General features: G+C 67.1%; 10 protein-coding genes. 7 read left to right on the forward strand and 3 right to left on the reverse strand.

Features of this window, described 5'->3' with window-relative positions; all coding sequences use genetic code 11:
* Positions 1-10: 10 nt before the first annotated feature.
* Positions 11-1,420, forward strand: coding sequence for a YncE family protein (locus tag DB30_RS19470; RefSeq protein WP_052551130.1), 1,410 nt, complete (start codon positions 11-13; stop codon positions 1,418-1,420).
* 38 nt (positions 1,421-1,458) lie between these two features.
* On the opposite strand, the gene DB30_RS19475 is transcribed toward DB30_RS19470, so the two are convergent.
* Positions 1,459-2,232 carry a hypothetical protein gene (locus DB30_RS19475; RefSeq protein WP_146659655.1) on the reverse strand — a complete coding sequence of 258 codons (774 nt, stop codon included), beginning with the start codon at positions 2,230-2,232 and terminating at the stop codon, positions 1,459-1,461.
* A gap of 367 nt (positions 2,233-2,599) precedes the next feature.
* Here DB30_RS19475 and DB30_RS19480 point away from each other — a divergent pair, with 367 nt between their 5' ends.
* Entirely contained in the window at positions 2,600-4,759 is a 2,160-nt protein-coding gene (locus tag DB30_RS19480) for an MYXO-CTERM sorting domain-containing protein (RefSeq protein WP_240480275.1), read from the forward strand.
* A 125-nt stretch (positions 4,760-4,884) separates the two neighbouring features.
* On the opposite strand, the gene DB30_RS19485 is transcribed toward DB30_RS19480, so the two are convergent.
* Together DB30_RS19485 and DB30_RS19490 are read right to left on the reverse strand one after the other, a co-directional pair.
* Positions 4,885-6,123: a protein kinase family protein gene (locus DB30_RS19485; protein ID WP_146659657.1), complete on the reverse strand. Its 1,239-nt coding sequence runs from the start codon at positions 6,121-6,123 to the stop codon at positions 4,885-4,887.
* A 777-nt stretch (positions 6,124-6,900) separates the two neighbouring features.
* Positions 6,901-7,056 (reverse strand): hypothetical protein, encoded by a 156-nt coding sequence (locus DB30_RS19490; RefSeq protein ID WP_153258366.1) that lies wholly within the window; start codon positions 7,054-7,056, stop codon positions 6,901-6,903.
* A 490-nt stretch (positions 7,057-7,546) separates the two neighbouring features.
* Here DB30_RS19490 and DB30_RS19495 point away from each other — a divergent pair, with 490 nt between their 5' ends.
* From DB30_RS19495 to DB30_RS19515, 5 genes are all read left to right on the forward strand, one after another.
* Complete coding sequence (locus DB30_RS19495; protein WP_052551143.1) at positions 7,547-10,189, forward strand: type VI secretion system Vgr family protein; 2,643 nt, start codon at positions 7,547-7,549, stop codon at positions 10,187-10,189.
* A gap of 44 nt (positions 10,190-10,233) precedes the next feature.
* Complete coding sequence (gene tssE / locus DB30_RS19500) at positions 10,234-10,617, forward strand: type VI secretion system baseplate subunit TssE (RefSeq protein WP_052551144.1); 384 nt, start codon at positions 10,234-10,236, stop codon at positions 10,615-10,617.
* Positions 10,618-11,082: 465 nt separating this feature from the next.
* Complete coding sequence (tssF, locus tag DB30_RS19505; RefSeq protein WP_052551147.1) at positions 11,083-12,843, forward strand: type VI secretion system baseplate subunit TssF; 1,761 nt, start codon at positions 11,083-11,085, stop codon at positions 12,841-12,843.
* The gene (gene tssG / locus DB30_RS19510) at positions 12,807-13,916 is read left to right on the forward strand and encodes a type VI secretion system baseplate subunit TssG (protein WP_052551150.1); all 1,110 of its coding nucleotides are present in this window, start codon (positions 12,807-12,809) and stop codon (positions 13,914-13,916) included. The genes tssF and tssG overlap by 37 nt, the downstream gene beginning before the upstream one ends.
* Before the next feature lie 3 nt (positions 13,917-13,919).
* Positions 13,920-14,455 (forward strand): FHA domain-containing protein (locus tag DB30_RS19515; protein ID WP_146659659.1); only part of this gene is annotated, 536 nt, incomplete at its 3' end.

Raw genomic sequence — 14,455 nt, forward strand, 5'->3', positions numbered from 1 at the left:
AGGTCTCGGCGTGCGGGCGCGCAGCTGGAGCATCGGGCTCATGGGGCTCATGGGCCTCATCGGGGCTGCCGTGAACGTCACGGGCTGCAGCAAGGACGAGCTCGCGCCCCTCGATCGTCTGCTGCAGCCGACCGGCCTGGCCCAGAGCCCGAGTGGCGATCACCTGTTCGTGACCAACGGCAACTGGGATCGCAGCCACGCGAGCTCGGGCCTGGTCGTGCTCGATCTCGCCGCGCTCGAGGTCGCGCTTGGCCAGCCTCGCGCCGCTGGTGCGGCGCTCGACGCCTCGCGCCCGTGCCGTGACCACGCTGTCGATGATCGGCTCGAGTGTGATCCGAGCCTGCTGATCGATCCCGAGCTCGGGGTCCGGCTGCCCTCGGGGGCGGGCAACATCGCGATCGATCGTCCCGGCGGCGAGCAGGGGCCGCTGCGCTTGCTGATCCCGACCCGGGTCGAGCCGGGGGTGACCTGGGTCGACGTGTTCGGCCAGGGCCTTGGCGACGCTGGCCCGCTGCGTCTCGACTGTGGGCAGGCAGAGGATCAAGCTTGCGATCGCGGGCATCGGCTCGGCGAGATCGGCGACGATCCCTCGCGGCTGAGCATCGACAACCAGGGCTTTCGCTACGCCTACCTGCCGCACTTGCTCGGGGGTCGGCTGACCCTGATCGCCCTCGACGGCGATCGCGGCCCCGAGGTCGTCGACTTTCACACGCAGTTCTTCCGCGAGGACGCTCTGTTCGACTCGGGCCTCGCCGGCGGGTTCTCGGTGATCCAGCGCCCCTGTGATCTGGACACGGGCAACGTCCCCGCGCTGTCGCAGGACTGCACGCGCCCGTTCTTGTTGGCGACGCAGCGCTACTGGTGGGGCCTGCGATCGTTTCGGGTGGCGCCGGGGCTCGACGTGCTGATCGCTGGCAACGAGTCCACGGTGATCGGGCCCAACCTCGAGGCCGCGGAGCCCAAGCCGCTGATGGGCGGCATGGCCTACGAAGATCCCGAGCAGGGCGATCGCCTGCTGGTCGTGCACACGACTCCGCCCGCGCTCAGCCGGGTCGACACCAGCCTCGACGAAGACGACAACGTGCTCGTTCGGGTGTTGGCGACGGTGAGCCTGTGCACCAACCCCAACCTCGTCAGCGTGCATCGGCCGGGGCTCGACGGCGAGCCTGGGCCTTCACTCGCGCTGGTCAGCTGCTACGGCAGCGACCAGATCGCGGTTGTGGATCTCAACGTGTTCGTCGTGGTCGCCACGCTCGACCTTGGCGACGGGCCGAACGAGCTCTTGATCGACGACGCGCGCGACTGGCTCCTGGTGGCGAACACCGCTGACAGCACGATCTCGATCGTGGATCTCGACGCGGGACGGGCGACCTACTTGAAAGAGTTTGCAACCTTGGGCCTGGGGACCGCGTCGCGCTAGAGCGCCGATCAGTTTGGAGTCGCGTCGTGATTGGCGCTCTAGGGGCCGCAGAATCCAGCGCCGGGTTGATCTGCCAGACCCAACACGTGACAGATGGGCTCGAGCCCAAAGCAGGACTGCTCGAACACGTCGCAGGTGGGCGTGCAGCAGAACGCGGCGTCCCCCGAGCAGGGCAGCGAGTGCTGAGCCGCGGCTGTGCACAGGTACCCCGGCAGGCACTCCCCGTCGGCTTCGCACATGTCCCCGTCAACGCCCGCGCCGGGGTTTGCGGTGCACACGCTCACGAGCGATCCACCGGAGCTGATCGCCACGTTGCACGCATCAAACGCGACGCTGCACGCCTGCTCGAGCAGCGTGCAGGGCTCGAGGCACAGACCGGGCAGCGGGTCACTGGCCCGCGTGCACACGCGATCGTCATTACACATTTCCTCGCCAGGGATATCTGGGCCGCACAGCTCCCGGCAGCGCATGTCGAAGCACACCAGCCCGGGCGTGCACTCGCCGTCGTTCATGCACCCGTCGTTTACGAGCCCCGCTCCATTGGCTGGCACACACGCGAGGGTCTGGGGATCGCAGGCCATGGCTGGCCCGCAGGCCTCGATTGGATCGGCGAGCGGATCGCAACCGGGGAGATCGAGCTCGCCGTCGGTGCCGAGATCTCCCGACTCACCGCTGTCCCCTGTGTCTGTGTCCGTGTCTGTGTCCGCAGTGTCGGGACCAGACGCGGAGGAGATCGTCACCCCCCCCGAGGCAGTGCCACCTCGCTTGGGGGGCGTGTCGTCGGCCAGACACGCGGTGATGCAGGCGGACAAGCCGAGGAGTCTCCAGACCCGATGCATGGTGTGTTGTTGCCTAGCACGTCACGTTGATCGGACCTAAGTGATTTGGCTTACCGCTCCCAGCGCACGCGGGCAGGAATTCCGATGGAAGGGTCGCAAACCGTGGTCGATGCTCGTTCGACAGCGTGAGCATTATGCGCGTTCGGAAATTTTTAGGGGTCGACAGCGCCGCCGCTTTTGACCGAATATGTCCCCCAGTGTCCCGCGGGCCTTGGCCTGCGTTCGAGAAAAATCGAATTTTCATCCGCCCGCGATGACTCGCTCGTGCCACGAGCAGCGGGAGGACACCCATCACACACCCCAACTGGCTCCCAACAGGCCCGCAAACCGAAGGACTGAAATGAAACGACTACTTGGCGACAACTGGAAACGAATTGGACTGCAAGTGGGCCTCCTCATGGGGATCGGCCTCGCGTTCGCAATTGGCACCCAAGGTGACGAAGCGACCGCTGGAGGCAATCCAGATTGCCCAGAAGAAGGTGACTGTACCTTCAAGAAGCCCAACGTGATGTTCATCATGGACTACTCGACGTCCATGAACACGCTGTGGGATCTCGACAACAACCTCACCCGCTGGGAGGTCACGGTCGCCGCGGTGCAGCAGGTCATTCAGCCCGGCAGCTTCCTCAGCCAGAACACCCACCTGGCGCTGATGCGCTTTGGTCACGATCCCAACGCCAACTCGGCCGACACCGTCATCCAGGGTGACCAGTCGGGCATCGTCGACGGCAACCGGATCGACGTTCACTGGGACGACGACAACAACGAGTACGTGCCCTGCAACGGCCAGGAGCTGGTCGACTCGCTGCAGAACGTCGACGCGCCCATGCAAGGCATGGCGTTCGGCATCGGCACCTGGACCCGGGGCGCCCTCGAGGCGGTCAAGCTCGAGATCAACCAGACCAAGGCCGATCACCCAGAGGACCAGGACATGCCGGCGCGTGCGTACGTCAACGTGCTGCTCACGGACGGCGCGTGGACCGGCATCGACGGCACCTCGGCCTTGTCGCCCGCGCAGCAGAACCCGGCGATCACCGCCGCGGATCTGTTTGACAACAGCAACATCCAGACCTTCGTCGTCGCCGTGGCTGGTGATCCCGCCGCCGAGATGGCCGCCGACGAGACCGCCGCCGCTGGTGGTACCACCGAGGCAATCGACGGCGCCACGCCCGAGCTCCTCGCGATGGCGCTCACCGGCGTCGTCAACAACATCATCAACTCGGTCGTCGCGCCCGAGTGCATCGGCGGCTTGCCGCGCGTGATGATCTTGCTCGACGCGTCGTCCTCCATGCTCAACGTCAACGGCGGCACGGTTGCCGGCGCGATGGGTGAGACTGGCTGGGATCAGGCCCGCGACGCCCTCTCTGGCAACATGTCGCTGTTCGACATCGACGTTGGCATCGGCGCCGCCGAAGACGTCACGCACCTCGGCCTCGCCGTGTTCGGGCACAACCAGCCCGCCCCCGGTGAGCAGAAGGTCCTGGTCCAGTACGGCCCCTGCATGAAGGACAACTTCGGCTGGGCGCTCGATCCCGCGACCTCGTGCGACATGCCGGGCTGTGACGATCCATGGGGCGGTCCGCCGATCGCGTGGAGCTTCAAGGACGGGCAGGTCGAGGATCCGCCAGGGTTCGACAACCCGACCGAGAGCCACATGCCGCAGTGTGGTGGCGTCGCCGCGTTCTGCTCGGGCTCGGGCACCTACACGCACCTTGGTCTGCAGCTGGTCAAGACCAACCAGCAGGCCTACCACGCCAACGCCCAGATGATGGGCGCGCAGTTCCCCGCGAACGACTCTACGATCTACTTCAACATCCTGATCACCGACGGCCAGTACAACCTGTACTCGACCGACGCTCAGGTCATGTCGGAGTTGACCCAGATGTACAACGACGGGATCACGACCTACGTGATCGGCTTCGGTGACGGCGTGGATCAGCCCGCCGCCATCGCGCAGCTGGACAACATGGCGAACTGGGGCTCGGGCGGCACGGAGATGTACTTCGACGCCAACAACCAGGCCGACCTCGAGGCCGCGTTGGCGTCGATCTTCGGGACCCTGAACTTCGACCCCTGCTGCGCCTTCAACGACTGCTCGCAGAACCCCGAGCCGACCACCAACGAGCCTGACCCGGTTCCGAACCCGACCACCGGCGACGGCGACGGCGACACGGGCGACGGCGACGGCGACGGCGACACGGGCGACGGCGACGGCGACACCGGTGACGGCGACGGCGACACCGGTGACGGCGACGGCGATCCCGGCGACGGCGACGGCGATCCCGGCGACGGCGACGGCGACACCGGCAACACCACGCTCGGCGACGGCGGCGACACCGGCGACACCGGCACGGGCGGCGATCTTGGCGCTGAGGTCGGCATTGACGACGGCTGCAACTGCAGCACGCCCGACACCGGCACGGACAAGACCCGCGGCTTGCTTGGGACCTTCTTGGCCCTCGGCTTCGCTGGCCTGATCCGTCGGCGTCGGCGCGACTAGTCCGAACTGACAAGTCCGAACCGACAGGTTCAGCTTCAGCCGCTCTCCTCGGAGAGCGGCTGTTTCATTTTAACCCCCACATGGACCTTGGACTTCGCCCTGAAAGGGGAGCTCGACGACTGCGCTTAGAGGTGAATTGCGAGGTAGGTGGTCAGCGCGGCGATCATGGCGGCGACCAGCACCACGAGCACACGCGCCACGCTCAGGCGTTTGCGCTGGCGATCTTGGAGGGCGGCGGTGGCCTGGTAGGCCTGGCTGAGCTCGCGGCTGAGCTCCTCGGGGCGCATGATCGGGATGTCGGGACCCTGGGGCTTTGCGAGGTGGGCATGAAAGGAGCCGAGGCTGCGGCTGGCCGTGCGTGGACGGACGGGCCTGCTGGCTTCAGCTCGGGCTTGGGGCCCTCGGCCGCTCGCTGACGGATTCGTGGACCGGTTCGCGTTCGATCGCGGGTTGTTGTCAGGTCGGCTGGGTCGGCCGGGTCGGCCGGGGGTGGTTGGCTCGAGCATCATGAAGCGCGGGCCGGGGGTGGTTGGCTCGAGCATCATGAAGCGCGGGCCGGGGGTGGTGGCTCGCGCAGCAGTTGGCGGGGAGGCGCGGCGCTCGCGACTTGGGGTCGACGACTGCAGCGCGGTCAGGGCGTCGCGCAGCTCGGCGCTGGTGATCCGCAGCGATGGGTCTGGCTCGAGCATGCGCTCGACGAGGGTCGCGAGGGCGGCCACCTGCCCGGAGTGAAGCGGTGCACGAAGGCCGTCCGCGCGCGGACCAGGGGCCTCGCCCGAGCTGAGTGCAGACGTGTCGAGCTCGAGCAGCGCGGCGCCGACGAGGCCGAGGTCACGCAGGTCTGTCGCGGGGGACAGCGCGTCGCTGGGCGACGCCAGCGTGGCTTGCAGATCGAGCAGGCAGATCCCGTGGGGGTTCGTGTGCCTGCGGCTCTCGTCGCGGATCAGGATCGTCGTGGGTGAGATGCGGCCGTGCATGATCGGCGGGCGCTGGGCATGCAAGTACGCGAGCGCCTCGGCGACGCCCAACAGGACCCGCAGCGCGAACCCGGGCTCGCGTGGGCCGCCAGCTTCGAGCCGCTCGGCGAGGGTCTCGCCGCGAACTTGCTCGCGGATCAACCACAGGCGAGCGTGGCCCGTCTCGATCGTGTGCTCGAGCTCGATCTCGATCTCGCGCGGCAGTGCGGGGTGCTGTAGCGCTCGCAGGCGCGCCGTCGTGTCGGCGAGCGCGGGCTCGATCAGCGGGGCGTCTTGCACGGTCAACGCGAGCGCGCGGACCAGCAGCGCGTCGTCGGTTCGCGTGGCGCGGTAACCAGCTGCGTTGGGCTCGTCGCGAAGCTGCCGATCGAGTCGGTAGCGCGCCATGACGAAGGGATCGCCCTGGCAGGTGGGACATCGTTGGGCGCCTACGTCGACCGGCCGAAGACACTTGCCGCAGATCATCGCTGCTTCTCGTGGTCGTCGGTTGTCGCTCAACCGCGAGCGCTCACAGTAGCATGCGAAGTTCATCGCGAGCCCCGCTCTCTGGCCGGTTTGGGTGGATGGTTTCAGCTCGGGCGAGGGCGACTCGGCCGCTTGGCAGCGAAGTGCTGAGCGACTGCGCGCATCTCGTTGGCGAGAGCTGCGCCTGCTGGCTCGGGTGACCTCCCGGGCATGGTTGGTCACAGCGGCCGAAGGACTGCCGCGTCGGTGATGCACGGCGACGCAGGTGATCGGGCGTCACGCTCGACGACCGACGTCGGGACTGGTTGCAGCGCGGGCGAGGCTTCCCGGCTGCTCGCGGTCGCATTCGTAGACCGGTTCGCCGTGGGCACCGACCTGGTTTCGGCGCGAGCGACAAGCCGCACCCAAGCTGAAGTGCAGTCCGCAACGACGACGAGGCTCGCCCGAGCGTCGAGCAGTTCGAGCGCCGCGATCGGTGTTGTGTCGTCGTCGCGACCGATGTCGGCGAGGGTCCGCGCGGCGGTGCAAAAAAAATCGCTGGCTCGATCGCAGATCATCGGCCTATGATTTCGACGTCATCATGACCAAGCGACGCCACGCACGACCAACACCACGCGCCAGCACGCGCGCGCATGTGTTGGGTGTGCTCGGATCACTTGGCTGCTCTGGTGTCTGGTCTGACTTCGCTCGCGTCACTTCTCACCAAGCTCGCTCGCGTTCGCGTCGGCTTGGGGTCACGCAAGTCGTCGGGTCCCGCTCACAGATCTCGACTCGAGCGCTCGCGTGCTCGGGCGTGATCTCTTCGGGCTCGCGCTCGCGCTTGGACGCGAGTGTTGGATCAGAAAGGTTGTCCATGTCGGGCTCTCGCAGCTCGCGGCATGGGCATCTCGATCATCGGACGTGATGGCCGGTGCCGATGCGGGCGCGCCCACGGAGGAGGGGGGCGCGCCCGCGCCGGTGCCCATTGAAATTGCCCGCGGGGCCGCGATCTCTGGGTTAAAATGGCCAGATCGCGAGTTGGAGCGATTGGGTGTGGCCCCACCGATCGTGTTGGATTTCGTGGCCAAGCTTCGCACGCGCGCGTCGATAGGATGGCCAGCCGCGTGGCGGGTGAGCGCACCAGCGCCGCGCAGCGCAGCTAGATTTTTTCGCAGGGAGTTCGCGGGCAGAAGGTTCAGAGCCGACTTCGCGGGGGGCTACATGCCCGCGCGAACGAACGGTCTCGAGGCGGCTGCAGTCGGCGAAGTCGACGTCACGTGGGGGCATCAACCAGCCAAGTCCGTGGTAGCGTCTGCGTCGTTGGCCGTCGGCGGTGAAGCTGTCGTGACGCCACGCGAGGCCGAGGATGAGCGACGACAACGCGCCCCACGAGTTGGAACAGCAGGCGACCGATGCGGCTGTGGCCGCGGCGGGCAGCGCCCTGCCGAACGTGCCCGACACACCCGCCGCGCCAAGCTCATCGAGCGCGCCCGAGGTCCACGGTGACACGCTCGGTGATCTCGTTGGCGATGCGATGCACGCTGGCGTGCCCAAGGCAGCCGACGCGATCGAAGATCAGATCGAGCATGGCCTCGAGGCCTTGGGCCTGCCTCCAGAGATCGCCAGCGCGGGCGCCGACGCGCTCGGCGGCGTGGTCGAAGACGGGCTCGAGCGTGTCGTCGACGCGATCGCAGACTTGATCGGCAGCGACGATCCGCTGCCCAAGGTCAACTACATCCTCACCGTCCAAGACGGCCCCGATGCCCACTGGACCGTGCGCAGCATCCAGTTCGTCGAGGCCCTGTCCGAACCCTACCTCCTGACCCTGGACCTGGTCAGCGAAGAACTTGCGGCCGACACCGAGCTGCTGCTCGGCGCCAACATCGAGCTGACGATCGACCGCGAGACGATCGTGCGCACGGTCAACGGCATCATCCACCTCGTCGAGTACGTCGGCGTCGCCGATGATCGGCTGCAGGTCCGCGTGGAGATCGTGCCGGCCCTGTACCTGATGACGCAGCGGGTCGACACGCGCCTGTGGCAGGACGTCAGCGTCACCGACGTCGTCAAAGAGGTGCTCGAGCTCGGGTTCGCCGACTATGAGCGCGAGCTCGACGACACCGGGCTCGCCGGCACCTACGCGTGCCGCGAGTACATCGTTCAGTACCACGAGAGCGACTTTGACTTCGTCAGCCGCCTGCTCGAGGCCGAGGGCATCACCTACTGGTTCGACTGCGATCGCGGGACCGGCAAAGAGGTGATGGTCCTCGAGGACAGCAACGACAACTACGTGGATCTCACCACGATCGACGATCAGCCAGAGCTCCACATCGTCGTCGACCGGCCAGATCGGATCGAGATGGAGAGCCTGCAGTACTTCGACTGGACCCGCGAGCTGACCTCTACGGCGGTCTACCAGCGGATCTTCGACTGGCTCACGCCGATCGAGCCGGTCGAGTCCGGCGCCCCGCCCGAGGGCGACCCCAACACCGACGATCGTGGCAAGGGCCGCGAGGTCTATCACCACGGCCGCTTCGTCGAGGACGACCCGGACCCCCGCACGATCCGCAAGCTGGTGCATCGGACCCAGCGCGACAAGGTCGCCCGCGGGTTCAGCAACGTCACCGGGCTGTTCCCCGGTCGCAAGTTCGCCGTCGTCGAGCACCAGCGCAGCGATCTCGACCGCGAGTACTTGGTCCGTCGTGTCGTCCACACCGGCGACTGCCCCGACGTGGTCATGGGTGACTCCAGCGCGTCGCCGCGCTACCAGAACCGCTTCGAGTGCCTGGTGCTCGAGCCCGAGAAACCATTCCGGCCGCCGCTGGTCACTCCGCGCCCGCGCATCTACGGGCCGCAGACCGCGATCGTCACCGGGCCCGACGGCGAAGAGATCCACACCGACGAGCACGGCCGCGTGAAGGTTCGGTTTGACTGGGACCGCGTCAACGGCCTGACCGACGACACCTCCATGTGGATCCGCCCGGCGCACCACTGGGCCGGGCCGGGGTTCGGCACCTTCTTCTTGCCGCGGGTCGGCATGGAGGTCGTGGTCGAGTTCCTCGAAGGCAACCCGGATCGCCCCTTGGTCACTGGCTGCGTCTACAACGGCGACAACGCGATCAGCGTTGGCGTGCCCGACAACAAGACCCAGAGCACGATCCGAACCAAGAGCTCGCCAGACAGCGACGGCTTCAACGAGATGCGCTTCGAGGACGCGGCTGGCAACGAAGAGATCTTCGTGCACGCGCAGAAGGACTACAACGAGGTCGTCGAGAACTGTCACTCGACCTCGGTTGGCGCGGATCAGAGCAACACGGTCAGCGGCAACCAAACCCAGACCGTCAAGGTGGATCAGACCGAGACCGTAGAAGGTCATCAGTCGATGTCGGTGCTCAAGACCCGCACGACCGAGATCACCGAGGACGAGACCAACACCTATCACGCCAGCCGCAGCACCACCGTCGAGGTTGACGAGCTGCTCGAGGTCCTGGGCAAGACCACGATCATCTCGGGTGACACGGTCCACTTCGAGGCCAAGAAGGACTACGTGCAGGTCGTTGGCGGGTCGAGCAAGATCAGCGTCAACCCAGGCGAGGCCGGTCCGGGCGACAGCAGCATCGACTGCGCCAACAACTTCGTGGTCACGGCGACGACCAAGGTGTTCCTCAGCCAGGCTGGCTCGGCAACGGTCAAGCTCGAGGGTGGCAACGCGGATCACTACACCTGCGGGGTGTTCAGCGTGGTCGCGGATGGGGACCTGCTGCTCGACTCCACCGGGGGTGCGTTGACCGGCAAGGGCTCGTCCAAGGTGGAGTTCAGCAACAGCGGCGGGGCGGTCGTGATCGAAGGTGGGGCGATCACGATCAGCTCGCCCAGCGAGGTCACGATCAGCGTTGGCGGCAACTCGGTGAAGATCGACGCCTCAGGGGTCACCGTGGCCGGGGCCAAGGTCGACGTGAACGCGACCGGCGTGGCGACGATCTCGGGGTCACTCGTGAAGCTGAACTGAGCTTGTCTCAGACCCACCGCTAGGCCATCATTGGCGAGCTGACCATGGCTGCTCGGGGCATCCTTTCTCGGATCACAGGTGAGGCGACGCGGGGCGTCGACGACATCGAGCTGATCGTTGGCAACCTGCAGGCGCTGCTCAACACCCGGCTTGGCGACGCGGTCTCGGCCGAGGGCTTCGGCGTCGTCGATCTCGTCGACATCATCCACGACTTCCCCGCCGCCGCTCAGATCATGCAGCGCAGCATCCGTGCGACGATCGCCAAGTACGAGCCACGCCTGCGCAACGTCAGCGTGCGCACGGTACCCAGCGACGACCCGCTCATGCTCACCTTCGAGATCTCCGGCCGCCTGATCGGCGATCGTCGCCGCGGCGTCGTTCGTCTGCGCAGCGAGATGACCCACGGTGGTCGCGTGACCGTGGCCTGAGCGAACCCCGAGACCCCCTCCCAACGACCAGCCCAGCAGCGAGCGCCGCCCGATCGAGGGCCACGCACGCAAGCCCACGAGCGAGCGCAACCCCGATCCATACCCGCGCACGCAAGCGTTATCTTCGAGCCCGTTCAGGGGGCCCACGCGTGCCCGCGCGCGTGCACAGTCCCTCGCAGCCCGTGGTGCAATGCCTCGCGCCGCCTCGCTTGGCCTTTTCGCCGAGGGCTTTGTCGCCAAAACTTGCAGTGGGCCCACCACAGCGGCGTTTTGGCTTCGCGCCCTCGACGAAAATTCCGGCGCGAGGCGACACGATGCATTGCACCACGGGCTGCGAGCCGCGAAGCGACCCGCCGCGAGCTGGCTCGCCGTCGCCAAAGTCCACGGTGCATGTGGAGGTCTAAAACCGTATCATCTTGGGCCTAGCAACCCGCGGGGGGCGCTAGGCTACGCAGAGTCCTGATCATGTTCGCCAAGTTCTACCAAAGCGAGCTCACCTACCTGCGCGAGATGGGGCGCGAGTTCGCGGCCACGCACCCGACCAGCGCCGGGTTGTTGTCCGAGCGCAGCGACGACCCCGACGTCGAGCGCCTGCTCGAGGGGTTCGCGTTCCTCAGCGCGCGCATCCGGGAGCGGGTCGACGACGCGGTCCCAGAGGTCGTGCACGGGCTCGCCGAGATGCTGCTGCCCCAGTACCTGCGGCCGCTGCCGGCGATGTCGGTCATCGAGTTCAAGCCGCAGATCCGCGCGCTGCGGGGGGCGCGAACGGTGCCGCGTGGGCGGGCCGTCGGCAGCGTCCCGGTCGAGGGCACGGCCTGCACGTTCCAGACCTGCTTCGACACGGATCTGCTGCCCATCGAGATCGTCGACATCGACCACGACGAGTCGGTCGCGGCCCGGCCGATCATTCGGATCAAGCTCAAGACCACAGAGGCCGGGCGGCCGATCATCGCGCGTGAAGAGGGGATTCGCCTGTTCCTGTCTGGCGACATCTCGCTCGCGGCCACCTTGCACCTGTGGGTGCTTCGCCACTGCAAGCACGTAGAGGTGCGCTGCTCCGAAGAGCGCAACACCCCGCGCGGCGAGCCGCTGCGCGTGCTCGACCGCGACAAGATCAAGCCGGTCGGCCTGCGCGACGACGAGGCCGTGCTGCCCTGGCCCAAGTTCGCGCCCGAGGGCTCGCGCTTCGTTCAGGAGTACTTCGCGCTCCCGTCCAAGTACCTGTTCTTCGACATCCGCGGGCTCGAAGGGCTCGAGTTCACGGGCGACTACATCGAGCTGGCCATGGTGTTCGAGCGGCCGCCAGATCTCTCGTCGCCGATCGGCGGCGAGAGCTTTCGGCTCCACTGCACGCCGGTCGTCAACTTGTTCTCGGCCACCGCCGAGCCGGTCAAGCTCGACCCCTTGATGCCCGATCACCTGCTGCGCGCGGCCGGAGCCAAGCCGGCGCACATGGAGATCTACGACGTCGACAGCGTGGTCGGGGTGCGGCCGGGCCGGGGCAACCGGCGCAACTACAGCAACTTCTACACCTTCAAGCACACCAAGATCGGCGCCGACGCGGACGGCTACTACGTGCTGCGGCGGACTCGGTCCCCGCTCGACGAGGGCACCGACACCTACGTTCAGGTCGCGCGCCCGCGTGACACCGACGCCAGCGAGGAGGACGAGACCCTGTCGATCGAGCTGCTGTGCACGAATCGCACGCTGCCGCTCGAGCTGCAGATCGGTGACATCTGCAAGCCGGTCCGCGGCAGCTCGGTCCCGGACTTCGCCAACATCACCGCGGTCAGCCCAGCGGTCCGGGCCCCGCTCGCAAGTGAATTGCAGTGGCGGCTGCTCGGCCACCTCGCGCTCAACCGCCGCCGCGTGACCGAGCCCGAGACCCTCAAGCTGCTGCTGTCGCTCTACAACTTCCTCGCCGGCTCGGGCTCACCCGCCGGCCGCGCGAACGAGCTCAAGGTCGAGGCGATCCGTGGCACGGAGTTTCGCGCGGTGACCCGCATGCTCGACGGCGCGCCCGTGCGCGGGGCCGAGACCACCGTCGAGCTCGATGAGACCCGCTTCGCCAGCATCGGCGACGCGCACCTGTTCGGGATCGTGCTCGACGAGCTGCTCTCGACCTACTGCAGCATCAACTCTTTTCACGAGCTGCGGGTGCGCCTGCACCCGTCGAAGATCGAGTTCCGATGGGACCCCAGGAACGGCCACCACAGGATTCTCTGAGCGACCCCCCGGCGTGGTTCCAGCGCCTGCTCGATCAGCCCGGGGCGATCGATCCCTTCGTCGCGATCGGCCTGTTGGAGGAGCTCACCCGCGGCGCCAAGCGGATCGGCGGCGATGGCCCCTACGACGAAGAGGCCGTGCGCTTTCGTCACGCCCGCTCGCTCGCGTTCAAGCCCGGCGACGTCGAGGCGGTCGAGCTGCGCGCGGACGGCCGCAACGCCCAAGGCCAGCGGGCGGACCTGGTCGAGATGACCCTCAACATCGTCGGCTTGATGGGCACCAGCAGCCCGCTGCCAACCTACCTCGCCAGCGAAGCGGCCAGCCAGGACGAAGAGGGGCGGATCAAGGCCGACTTCTTCGATCTGTTTCACCACCGCTTGCACAGCTTGCTGTATCGCGGCGTCCGCAAGTACGACTGGCCGCGCGAGTTCTCGACCGACGGCCGTGACGTGTGGAGCCTGCGCTTGCTCGCGATGCTGGGCATCGACGACTACGAGACGCGCACCCTCGAGTACATCAAGCCGCTGGATCTACTGCGCATCGCTCCGCTGCTGGCGAGCCCCGCTCGGACCGCGCGCACCGTCGAGCTCGCGGTCATGGAGATCCTCGATCATCAGCTCGAGGGCGCCGACGTCAAGGTCAAGCAGTTCCAGGGCTCCTACGCCGACATCGATCCGGCCCACAAGATCCGCCTGGCGATCGAGAACTCGCGGCTGGGGGTCAGCGCGGTGATCGGGGACCTGTGCTTGCACCGCGCGGGCAAGGCCCAGGTCGTCGTTGGGCCTTTGGATCAAGAGGGCCTGCGTCGCTTCATGGCCGGCGGTGACGCGTTCTTCGCGGTGCGCGAGCTGCTCGATCTGCTCAGCTACGAGCTCATCGAATTCGAGCTCGAGCTGATATTGGGCCGTGAGTCGCAGGTGGGGGCGATCCTGGGCAAGAGCCGGATCGGCGACGACGCATGGCTGGCGAAGGGTGACGATGTAGAGTTGCAACGCGAAGAGACCCGGGTGATCGTGTCTCTCGACGAGGCCAAGAAGCTGCTCGAAGAAGAAGACGCACGAGGAGGACGGTGAGCGGTGCGATCGCTCAAGGTCCACGTATATGACTCGGAGACCGGCCGGACGCGCGAGGAAAGGTACACGCGCTCACCGGTTCGGATCGGTCGTAACCCCCGCAACGATCTGTGCCTGAGCTTCGGCTTTGTCTCGGGCTGGCACGCGAAGGTCGACTTCAACGAGAACGGCGGGTCGTTCACGGATCTCGGCTCGACCAACGGCTCGGCGATCGACGGGCGCAGGATCGAGGCCAACCAGTCGTTTCAGCTTGGCGACGGGCTGAGCGTCACGGTTGGCAAGCTCGAGATGCGTTTCGTGTGGGAGGAGTCCGAGTCCGAGCACAGCGGCCGCTATGATCAGGATCCCCACGCGGGCATCGTGACTCGCTCGCCGCGGCTGCCGACCATGCCGATCCAGGCGGTGCAGTCCCTCGATGATCTGCCTCGTGATCCGCACGCGCCGGCGACGGTGCAGCACTCCGCGAGCGGGGCGGCGATGATGTCTGGGCCGCCCTCGTTGGGTGGGCCGCCGCCGCCGCTGGGCGGGCTGCCGCCTCC

The organism is Enhygromyxa salina (genome assembly GCF_000737335.2).
Classification (GTDB): domain Bacteria; phylum Myxococcota_A; class Polyangia; order Nannocystales; family Nannocystaceae; genus Plesiocystis; species Plesiocystis salina_C.

Bases quoted from the DNA above. Each gene is read 5' to 3' on its own strand.
- tssE (WP_052551144.1), top strand. From the start codon at position 10,234: ATGGCTGCTCGGGGCATCCTTTCTCGGATCACAGGTGAGGCGACGCGG.
- tssG (WP_052551150.1), top strand. From the start codon at position 12,807: ATGGGACCCCAGGAACGGCCACCACAGGATTCTCTGAGCGACCCCCCG.
- DB30_RS19485 (WP_146659657.1), bottom strand. From the start codon at position 6,123: ATGGCGCGCTACCGACTCGATCGGCAGCTTCGCGACGAGCCCAACGCA.
- DB30_RS19480 (WP_240480275.1), top strand. From the start codon at position 2,600: ATGAAACGACTACTTGGCGACAACTGGAAACGAATTGGACTGCAAGTG.
- DB30_RS19490 (WP_153258366.1), bottom strand. From the start codon at position 7,056: ATGGACAACCTTTCTGATCCAACACTCGCGTCCAAGCGCGAGCGCGAG.
- DB30_RS19495 (WP_052551143.1), top strand. From the start codon at position 7,547: ATGAGCGACGACAACGCGCCCCACGAGTTGGAACAGCAGGCGACCGAT.
- tssF (WP_052551147.1), top strand. From the start codon at position 11,083: ATGTTCGCCAAGTTCTACCAAAGCGAGCTCACCTACCTGCGCGAGATG.